We start from the raw sequence: 18,087 nt of genomic DNA, 5'->3' as shown, positions 1-18,087 counted from the left end.
ATGCGATTCGTTATCTGCGGCTAGGGCGCAGACTATCAATGGCTTTATCAAGCACGCCATTGACGAACCGGTGGCTTTCGTCGGCACCAAAAGATTTTGCCAGCTCGATCGCTTCGTTAATTGCCACTTTGTAAGGCACGTCCTGGCGCTCGCGCAGCTCAAATGCGGCGAGGCGAAGGACCGCTCGCTCGACGTGGTCAAGCTCTGCCAGAGGACGGTCGAGAAACGGCGATAAAGCTTCGTCTAAGGTTTTGACCTGTCCCGCAACACCACGTACCAGCGCCAGAAAGTAATCAACATCGACCTTATTCGTATCGTTATCAGTGAGAAACTGAGCTTCGATATCGCTCATGCTGTTTTCACTAAGTTGCCATGAATAAATGGCTTGTACTGCAAGCTTACGCGCTTTACGACGTGCAGCTGGTTTCATAGTTATTCCTCTTAAAGCTGCTCAAGCACATTGACCATTTCAAGCGCGCTTAAAGCTGCTTCTGAGCCTTTATTACCGGCTTTAGTGCCGCTACGCTCAATGGCTTGCTCGATGGTATCTGTGGTGATCACGCCATTTGCTACAGGGATATCAAACTCATGCATGACCCGGCTCAGGCCGCTATTGCATTCGCCTGCAACGAAATCAAAATGTGGTGTGCCACCGCGGATCACGGCGCCGATAGCGATGATTGCGTCATAGTTACCCGACGCTGCCAGACGGCGAGCGACCAGTGGTAATTCGTACGCACCCGGAGCTTTAACGACGGTGATAGCATCGTCAGCAACCTGGCCGTAGTGTTTAAGTGTTGTCACAGCGCCATCAAGCAGGCTGTCGACAACGAAATGATTAAATCTGGAAACCACCAGAGCAAACTTTTTCCCTGGCGCAGCGATGCCGGCTTCAATTACGTTCATGATTGCATCCTTATAAAGAAATCGGCGCGATAATAGCACAAATTTTATTTTCAGGCATGCTGAGGATTTTTACCTACAGCATGGCTTACAGCCTGTTTAACACGAAGCAATTCGTCATCAATGTCGCCCTCAATCATCATCGGCGGCTGAATATCGATAACTTTACGGCTGAAATCCATTGCCACAGGTATCACAGGTACCTGCGCGGCTTTAGCGATATGCACAAAACCTTTCTTCCACTCTGATACTTTTTTACGGGTGCCCTCTGGCGCTAACGCCAGGATAAGCTCATGCCGTTGCTCAAATTCTTCCACCATTTGCCCGACAACGCCCTGCGCGGCACTACGATCGATTGGAATACCTCCAAGCCACCGCAAAATACCATTCACAGGGAAACGAAAAATGGTGTGTTTGCCTAAAAACGATAAGTTCAGACCTAACGCCAGCATGACAAATACGCCGACAAAAAAATCCCAGTTTGAGGTGTGAGGTGCGACTGGAATAATGGCCTGGCGGGTCTCTGGAAGTTCACCTTCAATACGCCACCCGCCAAGCATACGCATGCCCATGCGTCCGACCCACCTACTGAAGCGGTTGCCTCGCCTGGGTAAAGGGGCATGCAGATGCGCTGGAATTAAAGCCTTCGCATCAGTCATTTTGCAGCGCTGTACGCAACGCATCGAGTTTAAGTTTGACGCGACGCATGTTGTCCGGGCCTAAGCGCAACATCTGTTTCTGCGCATCCGGCAGAGCTTCCAGGGCAGGATCAGCATAGCGATACATGACACTGTAATCATTCAGTTCAATCACAGTTCCAACCGACGGTGTTGCCATTAGCATGTCGATGGCATCCAGCAACACCCGATCGGGTGCGGTATCCGGATAACCAATCTCGGCCAGTGCTTCTTGTACCAGCGGCTGGTAGCGATCCAACATATCCGTTAAGACATCAACATCGAGACTGACAAACCAGTCAACCACGGGGTTGTAGCGATCATAGGAGCGCGGATCAATGTAGATCTTGTCCTCTTGCTCGAGTACCCGAAAACGTCCTTTGGGGCCTTCGACAATTGCCGCATCACTGACCACCACACCATTGCGAATATTGTCCACAAAAACCACAGCATCACGAATCAACTGTTCGCTTTCGATAGGTTCGACTGGCTGCTCTGCCGCTTCCAGGCGCGCGATAATTTCATCCGTGCTTTCGGTTAGACTTGGCAATTCTGGCTCAGGAGCACGTTCTGCAGCTTCCATCTCTTTTGAATCTCTTTGCTCAGGCTCACCAAGTTCTACCGTCGCGGCAGGTTCACTTATCAGGTCTTCGCTTGACTCAGTTTCGGTTGCTGTTGGTTCTGCCGGCAGCGCCACTTCAACAGGCTGAGGGCTGCTTGATTGCCGCGGCTGTTGATCTTGCAGCAAGTACCAGATCACCACCACCGCGAGCACGATGACAACGAGCACCGCCATTATTAACTTGCCCTTACCGTTCGGTTGCGGTTGGTAGTTGGGATCGCGATCAATCATATCAGCTCCTAAGTTGGTTTACTGGTCTCGCTCAGCACGCTGGAAAACCAATTCCGTTTCCGTTGATTGCTCAGCATTAAAACGATAACCATTGGCATTAAACTGCTTCAGCCCGGCGACGCTATCAATCGCTTCTTTCATGATAAAGCGAGCCATTGCGCCACGAGCTTTCTTGGCCCAAAAACTGATCACCTTGTATTGACCGTTTTTCTCATCTTTGAAAACCGGTGTAATAACCTTGGCGTTCAGGTTTTTGGGGACCACACTTGAGAAATACTCATTCGAAGCCAGATTCACCAGGACGTCGCTGTCAATCGCAGCTAAATCTTCATTGAGCATGTCAGTAATGGTATTGCCCCAGAACTCATAAAGATTCTTACCGCGTGCGGTATCCAGCTTAGTTCCCATCTCCAGCCGGTACGGCTGCATCAGATCAAGTGGTCTCAGTACTCCATATAGACCTGACAGAATGCGCAAATGTTCCTGCGCGAACGCAATTGTTTCGGCAGACATTTTCTCTGCCTGCAATCCAGTATAGACGTCACCATCAAAAGCGAACACTGCCTGGCGAGAATTATCGGGATTGAACGGTTGATGCCATTCACTAAAGCGCGCGGCATTCAGACCCGCCAGCTTATCGCTAATCTTCATCAGCGAACCCAGTTCCTGAGGCGACAATGACTGGCAACGATCGACCAGCTCTTGCGCGCGATCAAGCAGGCGCGGTTGACTGTACTTATCCGTTGGTAACGGACTTTCGTAATCGAGGTTTTTAGCCGGCGATAGTACAACTAACATCATCCGTTCTCCTGTAATTTTCTATTAAGCGAACCGGTTAGGGCATCGGATCCAAATCTTCGCCTTCTTTCTCTACTTCTGGCGGCATCAGGTCTTCACGGCTTACACCCAGTGCCAGTGCTAACGAGCTGGCGATATAGATTGATGAGTAAGTACCGATAAACACACCAAACAGCAATGCCGTTGCGAATCCATGAATCAGTGCGCCACCGAGAAAGAATAGCGCGAGCAGTACCAGTACGGTTGTCAATGACGTGATGACCGTACGGCTCATGGTGATGGTTAAGGCACCATTGATGATTTCCTCAGGTGTGCCTTTGCGGAATTTACGGAAGTTCTCCCGGATCCGATCGCTCACCACCACGGTATCGTTGATGGAGTAACCAATCACAGCCAGCAATGCAGCCAGTACCGTCAGGTCAAATTCCAGCCCCAGAATTGAGAACAAACCCAAGGTCAGAATGACGTCATGCGCCAAAGCACCGACAGCCCCAAGTGCTAAACGCCATTCAAAACGGAAGGCGATGTAGACCAGGATACAAATCAGCGCTGTCAGCATCGCCAGCCCACCCTGCTCGGTCAACTGATCACCGACGTTGGGGCCAACAAATTCAATGCGACGCATGGTGACTTCGTCGTCCGTCGATGCTCGTAACAGGCTGAGAATGTTATCGCCAACTTCCTGAGCTTTAACGTCTTCCTGAGGCTCAATTCGGATCAGCACATCTTGCTGGGTACCAAAGTTTTGCACTACGGCACCGCTGAAGCCATTGGCGTCCAGTGTGGTCCGAATCTCGCTCAGGTCCGCTTCCCGCTCATAGCCCACTTCAATGACAGTACCGCCGGTAAAGTCGAGACCCCAGTTCAGTTGGTTCACCGCCAATGAGGCAATGGAGGCCAGCAGTAACACACCGCTTAATACCCAGGCGACCATGCGAAAACGCATGAACGGAATGGTTTTATCTGTTTTTATTAACTCTTGCATGTGGCCTCCTAAACCGACAACTTCTCAATGCGCTTGCCACCCCAGATGGCATTCACCACCGCACGGGTACCAACAATCGAAGTAAACATTGAGGTCACAATACCGATTGCGAGTGTGACCGCGAATCCTTTAATCGGACCCGTTCCAATCGCAAACAAGATAATCGCTGCTATCAACGTCGTAACGTTAGCATCAGCAATGGTTGATAATGCGCTGTCATAACCGTGATGGATCGCCTGTTGCGGGCTGCGTTTAGCTTTGATCTCTTCGCGTATTCGCTCGAAGATAAGCACATTCGCATCCACGGCCATACCTACTGTCAGGACGATACCTGCCATACCTGGCAAGGTCAGGGTGGCGCCCGGAATCATCGACATCACACCGACAATTAAGACCAGATTGGTGGCCAGTGCGAGGTTGGCAACCATGCCAAACTTCTTGTAGTACATCACCATAAAGGCCAACACCAGCACAAAGCCCCAGATAATGGCCTGCATACCCATGTCGATATTTTCCTGGCCTAAACTCGGCCCTACGGTACGCTCTTCAACAATTTGAATCGGTGCAATCAGCGCGCCCGCACGCAGCAACAGCGCGAGGTTTTGTGCTTCTTGCACTGAATCGAGACCCGTAATCCGGAAACTGCTGCCCAGACGTGCCTGAATGGTCGCCACGTTAATGACTTCTTCTTTGCGCTCGAAGATGATGTTGTCTTCCTGATCACGCTCACCCGTCGCTTTAAACTCGATAAACAAAGTCGCCATAGGCTGGCCGACATTATCACGGGTCGCCAGTGACATTTTTTCGCCACCGGTACCATCGAGGCTGATATTCACCTGCGGCCGTTGATTCTCATCAAAACCAGAGCTGGCGTTGACGATATGGTCCCCGGTAAGAATCACATCTTCTTTCAGCAGCACGTTGCCGCCGTTGCGGTTCGGATAAAGCTCAGAGCCAAAAGGTACCCGACCAATTTCGGCTTCACGGACACTGTTCTCGTTATCAACAAGACGGAATTCCAACGTGGCTGTGGCCCCCAGAATTTCTTTCGCCCGTGCTGTGTCCTGCACCCCAGGTAGTTGCACCACAATACGGTCGGCGCCCTGGCGTTGCACTAAAGGTTCTGCCACACCCAGTTCGTTTACACGGTTACGCAAGATAGTTACGTTTTGCGAAATCGCGTAATCTTTGGTTTCCTGCACCTTGGTGTCGGTCATCCGCAGCGTCAGTTTGCGCGCGGCTTCATCTTCCAACAAGGTGTAACCGTCATAAAGACCATCAAGATAGCTTTCTGCCGCCTGATAGTCCTCAGCGGTACGCAGGGTGACGATAATGCTGTTACCGCTGCGCTCGACGCCGGTATAACGAATCCGCTCATCGCGCAATTCAGTCCGCACCGTATCGCGCATCTGCCCGAGGATTTTGCGCATGGCTTCGTTCATGTCCACTTCCATCAGGAAATGCACCCCGCCACGTAAATCCAGACCAAGCTTCATCGGAGTCGCGCCTAACGCCGCCAGCCAATCCGGTGTTGCCGGGGCCAGATTTAGTGCGACCACGTAGTTGGTGCCTAATTCATTCAGAATTGCCTGGCGCGCCTGCAGTTGCTCGCTATCCGAAGACAGTCGAATCAACAGCTGGTCGTCTTCCATCACAATCGACTTGGGCATGATATCCAATTCAGCCAGCGTATCTTCAACACGGCCCATGACCTGTGTATCAACGCTGGTGGTGCGCGTTGCCGATACCTGAACCGCGAAGTCTTCACCATAGAGATTCGGTAAAGCGTACACTGCGGCGATCAGCAAAATGCCGACCACCATCAGGTTTTTCCAGAGCGGAAACTTGTTTAACACGTTAAATCCTTATCTCTATTACAGAGATTTCATGGTTCCTTTTGGCAGAACCGCGGTTACCGCTGATTTCTGCACAGTCACTTCCACACTCTCAGCGAGTGCGATAACCATAAAGTCTTTATCTTCACTGATTTTAGTAATGCGACCTACCATGCCACCGTTCATCAGTACTTCGTCGCCTTTGCTAATGCCAGCGATAAGTTCTTTATGTTGCTTGACGCGTTTTGCTTGCGGACGGTAAATCATGAAATAGAAAATCAAACCGAACATGACCAGCATGAAAATCAATTCCATACCGCCACCTTGTTGCGCTGCGCCGTCTTGTGCGTGAGCCGTACCGATTAAAAAGTCCATAAATCCCTCTGTCTTATCGAGTTAGTTTGAATAGCATTGAGATGGGGTTGTTCTGCTTGCAAACAAGCCCTCTCAGGTTTTTTTTAGAAAATTGTTCCGCATTCTAACGAATTTAACAGTGAATGGGGAGAGATGTTGCAACACAGATCGCTAGGCTTCTGTAACAATCCATGCCAAACTGGCCCCATTACAAGAAAAAAACGTCTGTTTACCATGGCTATAGAGACATTCTTCTACTGGTTTGATCATCTCGGAGTTGCTGTTTTTGCAATCTCCGGCACCTTACTCGCATTCCGTAAAAATATGGATGGCTTTGGTGTCGTCGTGCTCGCCTCGGTCACAGCTATAGGTGGCGGCACCGTTCGCGACTTAATCCTTGATTTGCCAGTCTTCTGGGCCCATGACCCAACCTATATCTATACCATTTTAGTGGCCGCTTTCGGTACTATTTTATGGTTGCGCCTGCGTGACTATATTCATCAGAAAACCTTACTCATCGCCGATGCTTTTGGGGTTTCCTTTTTTACCGTGATGGGCGCACAAAAAGCTCTTGAAGCCGATTACCCGGCAGTGGTCTGTGTCGTTATGGGAACCATTACAGCCTGTTTTGGCGGCATGCTGCGTGATGTCCTCGCACGGGACATTCCCATGGTGCTAAAAAGCGAGCTCTACGCCACCACCTGCATCGTCGGTGCCAGTGTGTATGTCTTGCTCGCGCCCTATACCGCGCTCACCGCACTCCTGGTTGGCGGTTTAGTGACCTTGTTGCTACGACTCGGTGCGATCCGTTGGCAATGGTCACTGACCGTGTTCCAGGAACATGGCGACGGGCATCGTTAACCATGTTGAGTACCGGTGTTGCCATTTTACTGGCCGTCGCCTATATCGCCATTCTTTACAGCATCGCTTATCGCGGTGAGCGTAAACCGCCCAATCAAATCAAACCCTACCGTTATGCATTGGCCCAAGGCATTCACTGCACCACCTGGGCCTTCTATGGCACCATAACTCAGTCGGCTTATTATGGCTGGTCGGTCGCGCCCACCTATATTGGTGCCATGCTGGTGTTTTTGTTTGCCCATCGCATACAACTGCGCTTGCTACATGTGTGTAAACAGCAAAACCTGACCTCTATCGCCGATGTGATTAGCCACAGGTATGGTAAATCTCCTACTTTGGCGCTAGCTGTTGCGGTCATCGCTTTGGTTGGAATTGTACCTTATATTTCATTGCAACTGCGTGCGGTCACAGGCAGTTTTGCCGCAGTCACCGGGCTGGCAGACCAACCCTTACCGTGGTTTGGTGACGTCGCAGCGCTGGTCGCACTTGCCATGATGATGTTCGCGATATTGTTTGGCACCCGCCGCATGAGTCTGGCTGAACAGCACTCGGGACTTATGGATGCGGTTGCGTTTGAATCCGTGGTGAAGCTCTTGGCCTTCATGGGAGTGGGGCTCTACGTCAGTTACAGTCTTTTTGACGGTGTTGCTGACGTGTTCTTGCAAGCGGCGCAGTCAGCTGAAGTCAGCAGCCTGTTGCAAGGGCGTCCATCAGGAGGCTTTGTCTATGTCACCCATATCCTGCTGGGCGCTATTTCAATGTTCTGTCTGCCGCGACAGTTTCATGTCATCTACATCGAAAACACTGACCCCGAAGAGCTGCGGACAGCACGCTGGGCATTTCCGCTGTACTTGTTTGCCATCAACCTGTTTATTCTGCCCATTGCGCTGGCCGGCATGCTGCTGGTGCCAGAGGCAGCGCAATCCGACACTTTTATGATCACCATTCTGCTGCAAGCAGATAATCCGTGGATCACCACCGTCGCTTTTATCGGTGGTCTGGCATCCGCGACCAGTATGGTCATTATCGCCACTTTGGCGCTGAGTATCATGATGTCGAACGATGTGGTGATGCCTTTCTGGCTGCGCGCCACCAAACGCCGACTGCGTAATGTAACCTTTACTCCGCGACGCATTCTGCGGATTCGGCGCACGACCATTGCCGGCATTATTGTTTTGGCCTTCGGTTTTCATAAACTCACTGAAACCAGTCTGCCACTGGTTAATGCTGGTTTGTTGTCGCTGGCCCTGCTGGCACAGCTGGCCCCGGCACTGCTTGGCGGGTTGGTCTGGCAGCGCGGTAATAAGAAAGGCGCGAGTATAGGGATTGCCGTAGGTACCATACTTTGGCTGTGGCTGCTGTTTTTCCCTTCCGTGCAGCTCAACCGCGGTCTGACTGACAGCGAGCTTAGCGCTGGGGTGCTGCTGAGCCTTGGTCTGAATCTGTTGATTTATGTGCTCACCTCCTGGCTCAGCAAGGCCAACGTCACCGAACAACAGCAACATCGGTTGTTTACCGATCCGACTGGCGGCCACCCCGAGCTTTATCAGCATCAACCGATTTCCTGGGGGCGCTTACGACAGTTGCTGGCACGCTTTTTCGATTCCATTGAACTGGAGCGTCTCAACGAGCGCGTCAAACATGACTTGACCAGCGCTCCCGCGGATGAACTTGTACCCGGCTCGCTGCTCGCGCGTGTCGAGCGCGAATTATCAGCGGTGATAGGAAGTGCAGCCAGCCGTATTTTACTCGATACCGTCACCCAGCAGCCCTCAGTGCCCATTTCTCAAGTCGTCACCTGGGCGACTGAAGCATCACAACTCTATAAATTTAATCGTGAGTTGCTGCAGGCCTCAGTAGAAAATATCCCGCAGGGTATCAGCGTGATCGACCAGGACCTGCGCCTGGTGGCCTGGAACCATAGGTACGTCGAAGTCTTTCAGTATCCGCCGGGCTTTTTACATGCAGGTATGCCGGTCGCCGATCTGCTGCGCTATAACGCAGAGCGCGGACTGATTCAGGCAGAAGATAGCAATGCCATCAGCGACGAAGTGGAAAAGCGCCTGAATTACCTTCGGCTCGGCAGTGCCTACCGCTATCAGCGCCAGCAGGGCGAGCATGTGATTGAGTTACAGGGCGCGCCTATGCCAGGTGGTGGCTTTGTGACCACCTATACCGATATTACCGAGCTGGTGCAGGCGCAACGCGCGTTAGAGCGGATCAACGCAGAACTGGAACAACGGGTTGCCGATCGCACCGCGCAGCTGCTTGATGCCAAACAAGCGGAGGAGCGTGCGCACCAGAGTAAAACCCGCTTTTTTGCCGCCGTCAGCCACGACCTGATGCAGCCCTTTAACGCCGCCACGCTATTTTGCGACATGCTGACCCAGCGCCTGAAGGGTGAAGAGTCGAAGCTCGCCCAACAGATTCAACAGTCCCTCGATAACGCGGAAGAATTACTGACCATGTTGCTGGAGATGACGCGGCTGGAGGCAGGAAATCTGCCAGTGAATAAGCAGATTGTCTCCCTCCATGACATTATTCAGCCGATTGTCGACAACCAGAAAATTATTGCTGCGGAAAAGTCCGTCGCGGTGCACTACGTCCCCTCCCGTTTGCAACTGACGACCGATCGCAAAATGATTGGCCGAATTGTTCAGAACTTACTGTCGAATGCGGTGCGCTATACCGACAGCGGCAAGGTGCTCATCGGTGTCCGCCGACGCGGCAATACTGCACAACTCAAAGTCATGGATACCGGCCGCGGTATTCCCAGCGATCAGCGTGACAAGATCTTTCGCGAGTTTCATCAGGTGAATCAGACCGGCGACAACCCGGGGATTGGCCTTGGCTTAGCCATTGTCGATCGCATGTGTCGCCTGCTTGGCATTCCGTTATCACTGGAGTCACATGTGGATCGGGGAACGACCTTCACTTTGACCTTCCACGATGTGACCTGGCAGCCGCAGCTCGCAAAGGCCAAGCCTGCCACCCGCACAGATGCCGAGCAGTTCTTAAAAGGATGTCACGTTTGGCTACTTGATAATGACGCCAGCGTACTGCAGGCCATGGATCAGCTCTTCCAAAGCTGGGGCGCGAAGGTAACCACAGCAACTCACCGTGGACAGCTGCCCTGGCAGGCAACCCCGCCCGATCTTGCCGTCTTTGATTACCATCTGGATGACAGTGATACCGGAATCGAAGTCCTTAAAGCGGTGCGTGCACACTTCGCGCTGGAGAAACTTCCGGCCATTATAAATTCCGCCGATCCGGACGAGACCGTGCGTGAAGAAGTGATCGCTGAGCACGCGCTGTTTGCCTCAAAACCGATCAAAATTGCAGCTCTGAAGAGGTTAATCAAACGTCTGTTGCGGCGTTAAGATCCGGAGAGTTCAGCATTTGTTTGAAGACGATTCCGGCTTGCGTCCGGTTGATCACATTTAGCTTCCGTAAAATCGCAGAAACATGCTGCTTGATCGTTGTTTCCTGCACATTGAGCTCAAACGCAATCTGCTTATTCAGAAGACCGTCAGCGAGACACTCAAGCACCCGAAATTGTTGTGGGGTGAGTTGTTCCAGGCGCTGCGCAAAATCGACATGCTCAGTGGGTAATTCTGCCTCAACGGCATCGCGAAGATGCTCAGGCAACCAGGTATCCCCGGCCAGCACTGCATGCACCGCCTGCTGAAGCTCAGCTAAGGGCATTGACTTGGGAATATAAGCACTCGCACCAAAAGCCATCGCCTGACGAATGGTCGCCACTTGCTCGTTAGCCGAAACAATCACTACCAGAATATCCGGATAGCGGCTGCGCAACGAGGTGAGACCGGTTAGGCCGCGATTTCCGGGCATGGTGAGGTCGAGTAAGATCAGTTCAATTTGGGGTTCGCTGTGGATCAATTCGCTCAACTGTTCAAACGAGGCAGCTTCCAGAATAGGTGTATCAAGAGTTTCAGTAAGAGCCTGACGAAGCGCCGCACGAAAAAGAGGATGGTCATCTGCGATAATAGCGCGCGCCATGTGTGAACCTGATTGGCTTGAAACTGATGTGCTCATGCTAGCGCGTCCACAGAAAAAAGTCAGTGGTTACCCGCATAAAATACGGGCAACCACCAATTCACCAGGGTTAAAACTTATAACCCACGCTCAGGGAGAACGTACGAGGGTCGCCGTAGTAACCAACAACGGCGTCATCGCCAAAGGTTGGGCCGAAGTTATAGCCACCAACACGATATTCTTCGTCAGTCAGGTTCTTGCCATGTAAACCAACGTTCCATTGACCGTTAGCCGAGTACCAGACCACACTGGTGTTCAGTAAGCCGTAGCTCTCCTGATCCAGTGGTGACGGAGCTTCAAACATTTGCGTATCGTCACGGAACGCGTAGTTCGCAGACCAGACCACTTGGCCGGCTTCCATTTCAAAAGTCTGGTTAAAGCCGACGTTGTAGGTCAGTTCAGGCGTATTCTGGAACGACCAGGCATCTGTCACATCGGTGGTTTCACCCGTTGCTGGCTCCTGATAAACAACAGAGTCGAACTCAGCGTCGATGTAACCCAACATAGCAGTCACGTTTAAGCTATCCGTTGCCGCAAATACCGTTTCAACTTCAAAGCCTTTTACCGTCGATTCACCGGCATTCAGGACCTGTGACGAAATTCCCGACTCAACTACACGTTGCACAGTAACCTGCATATCCTGGTAATCAGAGTAGAATACCGCGCTGTTCAAGCGCATACGGCCATCGAGTAACTCTGATTTCATACCAAATTCGAAGGTATCGACAATCTCAGGATCGTAAGGCTCATCAATGGTGGGGTTCAGCGACTTATCACCGCGCATATCAACACCGCCAGACTTAAAGCCGTTGCTGTAGCTGGCATAAACCATCACATCGTCGTTCACATCGTAATTAAGCGCAACGTGCGGGGAGAAACGACTCCAGTCGCCTTGCGAATTGAAGTTCGAATTGACGCTGAACGGCTGGCCAAAGGTAGCAATCACTTCATTTGGATCGTATGGCGTATCTAAGCCAGCACGGTTGATGTAGTGCACACCCAGATACGTGTAACGGAAGACATCGGCTTCTTTTTCATCGCTGGTGTAACGACCACCAATGGTTAGCGTCAAGTCGTCGGTCATGCGGTAGTCGCCCTGTCCGTAGACAGCGAAACTTTCCGTCTGCACACAACCGCCGTTATCAACGGTAACGCCACCCAGTGCTGCCAGGTACATTGGCAAGACAGTACCAAACACACCACATGCTTCACCGTCGTAGTAGTAAACACCACCGACGAAGTCGAAGTTGTTGTTGTTGGTGTAGCTTAACTGGAATTCCTGAGTAAATTGCTCGTCTTCGTAGATCGCAGGAACCATGAAGATAGGTTCACCGGTTGCATTAAAGTCGATGTTGGTATCGGTATATCCTTCGCGGCTTGCGGTAACTGATTTAAAGTCCCACTCAGCGTTAATATCCCAGTTCAGAACCAAAGACGCGCCTTCAGTTTCCACCAGGTTATCCACTGGCATGGCGGTATTTGAATCGTAAACATCTTCATAAGGTTCCTGACCGGTAACGCCACTGGTCAACAGACGATGGGCCCCTTTCGAGTTCGACTCATCTTCTGTTTTATCGTAAGAAAACTTCACATCGACTGTATCGCTGACCAGCCATTTGGCCGATAACCGGTAGGTTAAAAGATCTTTATTGTAGTTCTCTTCACCGGTGTTCACGTATTCACCGAAGCCATCACGTTGCAGTGAAGCAACTGCACCACCAACGAAGAAATTGTCTGCTAAGGCGGTTTGGCCTGAGATTTTAATATCACGCTGGTTGTAACTGCCAACGGTGCCTTGTAACGACAGTTCGTTGTAGCCGGTAAGCTCTTTGGTCACATACTTCAGCGCACCACCAATGGTATTTTTGCCGTACAAGGTGCCCTGCGGTCCACGCAATACTTCGATACGCTCGAGATCAAAAACCTCTAACACTGCGCCTTGGGGACGAGCGACGTAGACATCATCAATGTAGACACCAACACCAGGTTCGAAGCCCCATAAAGGATCCTGCTGACCGACACCACGAATGTAAGCGGTCAGGGTGGAGTTCGTGCCGCGGCTGACCTGAATGGTGGCGTTTGGAATCCGTTGCTGAAGTTCAGTGATGTCTTCGACACCAAGTTCTTCAAGATCGCCAGCGCCAAACGAAGTGACTGAGACCGGCACGTTCTGCAGACTCTCTGTCTTGCGGCGTGCGGTAACTTCAATACGCTCTAATTTGCTGTTTGCTGCTGCTTGTTCTTCCTGCTCATCCTGCGCTTGCGCATATGCCGGCAAACTCACAACGGATGCGATAGCCAGCGCTACTAATGAGTGACGAAACTTGGGTTGACTCATGATGTCATTCTCCCGGTTACTGTTATTGTTGTCTTGTTATAAAAAGTGCGTGTGACGGCACGTTATTTGTTATGGCACAGTTACCCTAGCGCAAAGTCTCGAGTTTGTATTCTGTACGTTAGTACTATGTAATTTTCACACGGTCTCACGCATGATGATGCCATCTCACCGAATAGTGAACTCGAGCCGATATAATAACTACAACGAGGTAATGCATGTTAAGCATGATTGGATTAGTCGGCGGCTTAGTACTACTCATTGTACTGACGCTGCGCGGCATGAACTTATTTATTAGTGCGCCTTTGTGCGCCGTGGTGGTTGCCCTCACCAGCGGTGTCCCTCTGTTTCAGGGTGAGGTGAATTTCGTTAACGCTTACATGGACGGTTTCGCCAGCTTTGTTGCCAACTGGTTCTTCATGTTCTTACTCGGCTCACTCTTTGGTAAATTCATGGAAGACACCGGGGCCGCCGACAGTGTAGCCCACTGGATCATCGGCAAGCTGGGCAAAAAACAAGCGGTACTGGCAGTCGTGCTGGCCTGCGCCATTCTTACCTATGGTGGCGTCAGTGTCTTCGTGGTGGCGTTTTCCGTTTATCCAATGGCCTTGTCTTTGTTTAAAGATGCTGACCTGCCCCGCCGCTTTATTCCCGCGGCACTGGCTTTCGGCTCAGTTACCTTCACTATGACGTCGGCAGGCTCACCTGAAATCCAGAACTGGATTCCGATTCAGTATCTGGGGACCTCACCTTACGCAGCCTGGGAAGTGTCCATTGTGGTCGCGGTGATCATGTTTATCATCGGCTACTGGTGGCTGACCAAAATGATTAAAGCCGCAGTTTCGCGCGGTGAAAGCTTCCAACAGCGCGAAAGTGATCCACAACTGATTGAACGCAAACTGCCATCGCCGTTTAGCGGGCTGATACCACTTATCGTGGTGCTGTCGTTAAGTTTCTTATTCCACGAAGATCTGAAGCAAAATGCGCTGATTATTGCTTTGAGTGGCGGCGTACTGGCCATTGCTATTATTAACTTTAAGTACTTCCAGAATATGTCGCGGGCTGTCGGTGAGGCTTCCACAGGTGCGCTGATTGCTATCGGCAACACCTCAGCCGTGGTCGGTTTTGGCAGTATTGCTAAGGTCACCCCGGCCTTCGCTGAAGCAGTGACCTTTATGACCAACCTGCCCGGTAACGAGCTGGTGGGCGCAGCCGTCGCGGTTAGCGTGATTGCCGGCCTGACCGGTTCTGCCTCAGGCGGCCAGGCAATCGCATTGCCGGAAATTGGCCCGCACTACATGGATCAGGGCGTCAATCCAGATCAGCTGCACCGTATTGTCGCGATCTCCTCGGGGGCGCTGGATTCTCTGCCGCATAATGGCTACGTGGTCACGACCATTCGCGCGATTTGTAATGAAACGCACCAAGCCGCTTACTGGCCGGTCGCAGCAGTCACCGTGGTGGTCCCCTTTATCGGCCTGAGCATTGCCATCGCTTTATTTAACCTGTTTTAAGCCAAGGCTGTAATTATGTTTGAAACAACACAACATCAGGCGCCGCAACTTGCAGGCGCCATGCAAGCAAGCCAGTTATTGATTATTGATTTGCTGCGCCATGGCGTGCGTCGCCATCCAACTCAGGAAATTGTGAGCCGTCGTATTGAGGGCGATATTCATCGTTACACGTATACCGACTGTTACCAGCGCACCTGTCAGCTTGCCCACAGCTTAACTAAGTTTGGCGTTAAGCCCGGCGAACGTGTCGCTACACTCGCCTGGAACACCTATCGGCATCTGGAACTCTATTATGCGGTCAGTGGCATTGGCGCAGTTTTGCATACGGTCAACCCACGGCTGATTGCCGACCAGATCGAATGGATTTTAAATGACGCCAACGCAACCTGGCTGTTCGTTGATGCATGCTTTGCCGAGCTTGCCGCTGCAGTGGTCAATCAGGTTCCTCAGCTCAAGGGTGTGATCGTACTGGCTGATGATTGCCAGCAACCTGAGCTGGCCGAGTGCCAGGCGCAACTCTATGCGTACGAGTCGTTACTCGAGGATTTACCCGGCGAGTTCAGCTGGCCTGCACTGCATGAGGATAGCGCGGCACTGCTCTGCTATACCTCAGGTACAACCGGTAACCCCAAGGGCGTGTTAAGCTCGCAGCGGGCCATGGTCCTGCATGCGCAGGCAACGGTCAGCGCCGAGCTACTGGATTTGCGCGCCAACACCGTACTGATGCCGATGGTCGCTATGTATCATGCGGGAGCCTGGGGCGCGCCCTACGCTGCTCCATTGGCGGGCTGTAAACTGGTGCTGCCTGGTATGGGTATGAGCGGCGCGGCGATGTACGAACTGATAGCAACGGAGAACGTCACCGTGGGACTGGGTGTTCCCACCATCTGGTTAACCCTGCATAATTACCTCAACGAGACAACGTCCAGCGTGCCATCGCTGGAACGCGTTTGTGTCGGCGGGGCTGCATCTCCACTGGGCCTTGTGAAAGCGTTCGATGAGGATTACGACGTCTACTGGCAACCTATCTGGGGGATGACCGAGACTGGCCCGTTAGCCTGTTCTGCTCCGCCTGAACCGAGTCTTATGGCATTACCAAAAGCACAGCGGTATCGGATCCAGACCACTGCCGGACGCGCTTGCTTTGGTGTCGACATGGAAATCGTTAATGCTGACGGTGAAGCACTGCCACACGATGGCGAAACCAGCGGCGAATTACGCGTGCGCGGTCCCTGGATCGCGAATAGTTATTATCAGCGCAACGACCCGGAAACTTTCGCCGACGGCTGGTTAGCTACTGGCGACATCGCCGTCATCGATCCGCAAGGCTACATGAAGGTTGTGGATCGTAAAAAGGATGTCATCAAAAGCGGCGGCGAATGGATTAGCTCTCTTGATATTGAAAACATCTGTAGCCAGCATCCGGCGGTAAACGAAAGCTGCGTCATTGGCGTAAAACATCCGAAATGGGATGAACGACCGTTGCTACTGGTGGTACCGAATAAAGGCGCCAGCGTTGATAAAGCCATGCTGTATGAGTTCCTACAGGGTAAAATCGCAAAATGGTGGACACCTGACGATATTTTGATTGTTGCCGAACTGCCGCATACTGGCACCGGTAAACTGGTAAAAAACGAATTGCGCAAGCAGTATGAAAATTACTTACTTGAGCAATCATCTGACGCATAACGGGAGCCTGCTATGCAACGTACTATGATTTTCATTGTTAGCTTATTCACACTGCTGCTGAGTTATGGATGCCACGCGCAGACCGAAACCGAGCCGATGCTGGTGGAGAAAAACTCTTTCACCTTTACCGACTACACCACTTTAGGCGGTGAAGTCATTCCCGAAGTGACGGTTGGCTGGGAAAGCTATGGCGAGCTCAATGCCGACAAAGACAATGTAATTCTGATCACGCACTTCTTCTCTGGTAATAGCCACGCAGCAGGTAAATACGCGGCCGATGACGTGCTGCCGGGCTACTGGGACGCGATTATCGGTCCCGGCAAAGCCATTGATACCAATAAGTATTTTGTGATTAGCTCAGACACTCTGGTCAATGCTTTTCCACATGACCCAAATGTTATCACCACTGGTCCAGCCTCGATTAATCCAGCTACCGGCGAACCCTACGGTCTGGATTTCCCGGTGGTGACCATCCGTGATTTTGTCAACGTACAGTATGAGCTATTGCAAAGTATGGGCATTACTAAGCTGCATGCTGTGGTCGGCGCCTCCATGGGCTCGCTACAGGCTCTGGAGTGGTCAATTGCTTATCCGGATATGGTCGAGCGAATGGTTTCAGTGATCGGTGCGGGTGCCATGGATGCCTGGACCATTATGGCACTTGAGCACTGGGCCCGCCCGATCCGCCACGACCCGAACTGGAACAATGGTGATTACTACGATGGTGAAGCTCCTTTAACAGGCGTCACCAGCACTCTGGCCATGATTACTCAACAAGCGATGCATCCGGTCATCATGAACTTACGCGCACCTAAGCCTGAAGTTCTCCCGCAAGCCGCGCTGGAAAGCGTCACCAACAGTACTCCTGTGCTTGACTACCTGTTTGCCAGCAGCGCCACCCGGGCGCCCCTTGCGGATGGTAATCACCTGCTTTACCTGGTGCGGGCGAATCAGCTGTTTGTCGCAGGGCACAACAATGATCTGGCCAGCGGCCTTGCTAAAGTGAAAGCGAAAACCCTGTTTTTGCCAGCGACGAATGACCTGTTGTTACAGCCGTACCTCGCCAAACAGGCGGTCACTGAGCTGGAACGCCAGGGCAAAGCGCCGCAATACGAGGAAATTGAGGGTGTATGGGGACACCTGGACGGTCTGTTCAGTATTCCTAGCAAAGCCGCAACACTGAAAGCTTTTATCGAAGAATAAGCGTGCAGCGCCACACCCGCTGGG

General features: G+C 51.9%; 15 protein-coding genes. 5 read left to right on the top strand and 10 right to left on the bottom strand.

Annotated elements, in window-relative coordinates; genetic code table 11:
* Window positions 1-10: 10 nt before the first annotated feature.
* The 8 genes from nusB to yajC form a co-directional block, all read right to left on the bottom strand.
* Window positions 11-430, bottom strand: a complete 420-nt coding sequence (gene nusB, locus J6J34_RS09305) for a transcription antitermination factor NusB (RefSeq protein ID WP_301721479.1) — start codon at window positions 428-430, stop codon at window positions 11-13.
* A gap of 11 nt (window positions 431-441) precedes the next feature.
* Entirely contained in the window at window positions 442-906 is a 465-nt protein-coding gene (ribH, locus tag J6J34_RS09300) for a 6,7-dimethyl-8-ribityllumazine synthase (protein WP_301721480.1), read from the bottom strand.
* 50 nt (window positions 907-956) lie between these two features.
* On the bottom strand, window positions 957-1,475 hold the full coding sequence (locus J6J34_RS09295; RefSeq protein ID WP_301721481.1) for a lysophospholipid acyltransferase family protein: 519 nt from the start codon (window positions 1,473-1,475) through the stop codon (window positions 957-959).
* A gap of 79 nt (window positions 1,476-1,554) precedes the next feature.
* Entirely contained in the window at window positions 1,555-2,433 is an 879-nt protein-coding gene (locus J6J34_RS09290) for a DUF3014 domain-containing protein (RefSeq protein WP_301721482.1), read from the bottom strand.
* A gap of 18 nt (window positions 2,434-2,451) precedes the next feature.
* Window positions 2,452-3,231 (bottom strand): peroxide stress protein YaaA, encoded by a 780-nt coding sequence (yaaA, locus tag J6J34_RS09285; RefSeq protein WP_301834703.1) that lies wholly within the window; start codon window positions 3,229-3,231, stop codon window positions 2,452-2,454.
* Between the two features lie 37 nt (window positions 3,232-3,268).
* Window positions 3,269-4,216, bottom strand: coding sequence for a protein translocase subunit SecF (gene secF, locus J6J34_RS09280; protein ID WP_301774848.1), 948 nt, complete (start codon window positions 4,214-4,216; stop codon window positions 3,269-3,271).
* Between the two features lie 8 nt (window positions 4,217-4,224).
* Window positions 4,225-6,072 (bottom strand): protein translocase subunit SecD, encoded by a 1,848-nt coding sequence (gene secD, locus J6J34_RS09275; protein WP_301834585.1) that lies wholly within the window; start codon window positions 6,070-6,072, stop codon window positions 4,225-4,227.
* A gap of 18 nt (window positions 6,073-6,090) precedes the next feature.
* Window positions 6,091-6,426, bottom strand: coding sequence for a preprotein translocase subunit YajC (yajC, locus tag J6J34_RS09270; protein WP_301721485.1), 336 nt, complete (start codon window positions 6,424-6,426; stop codon window positions 6,091-6,093).
* A gap of 219 nt (window positions 6,427-6,645) precedes the next feature.
* On the opposite strand from yajC, the gene J6J34_RS09265 reads away from it, so the two are divergent.
* Both J6J34_RS09265 and J6J34_RS09260 read left to right on the top strand, forming a co-directional pair.
* Window positions 6,646-7,266, top strand: coding sequence for a trimeric intracellular cation channel family protein (locus tag J6J34_RS09265; protein WP_301721625.1), 621 nt, complete (start codon window positions 6,646-6,648; stop codon window positions 7,264-7,266).
* Complete coding sequence (locus tag J6J34_RS09260; RefSeq protein WP_301834588.1) at window positions 7,221-10,646, top strand: hybrid sensor histidine kinase/response regulator; 3,426 nt, start codon at window positions 7,221-7,223, stop codon at window positions 10,644-10,646. The genes J6J34_RS09265 and J6J34_RS09260 overlap by 46 nt, the downstream gene beginning before the upstream one ends.
* Here the strand turns inward: J6J34_RS09260 and J6J34_RS09255 are convergent.
* On the bottom strand, window positions 10,624-11,322 hold the full coding sequence (locus J6J34_RS09255) for a response regulator (protein WP_301774850.1): 699 nt from the start codon (window positions 11,320-11,322) through the stop codon (window positions 10,624-10,626). The two genes, J6J34_RS09260 and J6J34_RS09255, sit on opposite strands and share 23 nt — an antisense overlap.
* 70 nt (window positions 11,323-11,392) lie before the next feature.
* Window positions 11,393-13,660, bottom strand: coding sequence for a TonB-dependent receptor (locus tag J6J34_RS09250; protein WP_301834589.1), 2,268 nt, complete (start codon window positions 13,658-13,660; stop codon window positions 11,393-11,395).
* A 215-nt stretch (window positions 13,661-13,875) separates the two neighbouring features.
* Between J6J34_RS09250 and J6J34_RS09245 the strand changes: the two genes are divergently transcribed.
* From J6J34_RS09245 to J6J34_RS09235, 3 genes are read left to right on the top strand one after another with little or no spacing between them, the layout of a single operon-like run.
* A complete protein-coding gene (locus J6J34_RS09245) occupies window positions 13,876-15,171 on the top strand; it encodes a GntP family permease (RefSeq protein ID WP_301774852.1) in 1,296 nt (431 codons plus the stop codon).
* A 15-nt stretch (window positions 15,172-15,186) separates the two neighbouring features.
* On the top strand, window positions 15,187-16,860 hold the full coding sequence (locus tag J6J34_RS09240; RefSeq protein ID WP_301834591.1) for a long-chain fatty acid--CoA ligase: 1,674 nt from the start codon (window positions 15,187-15,189) through the stop codon (window positions 16,858-16,860).
* A 12-nt stretch (window positions 16,861-16,872) separates the two neighbouring features.
* Window positions 16,873-18,063 carry an E22 family MetX-like putative esterase gene (locus J6J34_RS09235; protein ID WP_301834592.1) on the top strand — a complete coding sequence of 397 codons (1,191 nt, stop codon included), beginning with the start codon at window positions 16,873-16,875 and terminating at the stop codon, window positions 18,061-18,063.
* Window positions 18,064-18,087: the final 24 nt, after the last annotated feature.

The sequence above is a fragment of the Pseudidiomarina terrestris genome (assembly GCF_030466405.1).
GTDB classification, from domain to species: Bacteria; Pseudomonadota; Gammaproteobacteria; order Enterobacterales; family Alteromonadaceae; genus Pseudidiomarina; species Pseudidiomarina terrestris.
This window is presented reverse-complemented; position numbering and strand designations above follow the sequence as displayed.

Coding starts and splice junctions, on each gene's coding strand:
- ribH (WP_301721480.1), bottom strand. CDS start 906: ATGAACGTAATTGAAGCCGGCATCGCTGCGCCAGGGAAAAAGTTTGCT.
- J6J34_RS09245 (WP_301774852.1), top strand. CDS start 13,876: ATGTTAAGCATGATTGGATTAGTCGGCGGCTTAGTACTACTCATTGTA.
- J6J34_RS09295 (WP_301721481.1), bottom strand. CDS start 1,475: ATGGGCATGCGTATGCTTGGCGGGTGGCGTATTGAAGGTGAACTTCCA.
- J6J34_RS09290 (WP_301721482.1), bottom strand. CDS start 2,433: ATGATTGATCGCGATCCCAACTACCAACCGCAACCGAACGGTAAGGGC.
- yaaA (WP_301834703.1), bottom strand. CDS start 3,231: ATGTTAGTTGTACTATCGCCGGCTAAAAACCTCGATTACGAAAGTCCG.
- J6J34_RS09255 (WP_301774850.1), bottom strand. CDS start 11,322: ATGAGCACATCAGTTTCAAGCCAATCAGGTTCACACATGGCGCGCGCT.
- J6J34_RS09235 (WP_301834592.1), top strand. CDS start 16,873: ATGCAACGTACTATGATTTTCATTGTTAGCTTATTCACACTGCTGCTG.
- yajC (WP_301721485.1), bottom strand. CDS start 6,426: ATGGACTTTTTAATCGGTACGGCTCACGCACAAGACGGCGCAGCGCAA.
- J6J34_RS09240 (WP_301834591.1), top strand. CDS start 15,187: ATGTTTGAAACAACACAACATCAGGCGCCGCAACTTGCAGGCGCCATG.
- J6J34_RS09250 (WP_301834589.1), bottom strand. CDS start 13,660: ATGAGTCAACCCAAGTTTCGTCACTCATTAGTAGCGCTGGCTATCGCA.
- secF (WP_301774848.1), bottom strand. CDS start 4,216: ATGCAAGAGTTAATAAAAACAGATAAAACCATTCCGTTCATGCGTTTT.
- nusB (WP_301721479.1), bottom strand. CDS start 430: ATGAAACCAGCTGCACGTCGTAAAGCGCGTAAGCTTGCAGTACAAGCC.
- J6J34_RS09260 (WP_301834588.1), top strand. CDS start 7,221: ATGGTCACTGACCGTGTTCCAGGAACATGGCGACGGGCATCGTTAACC.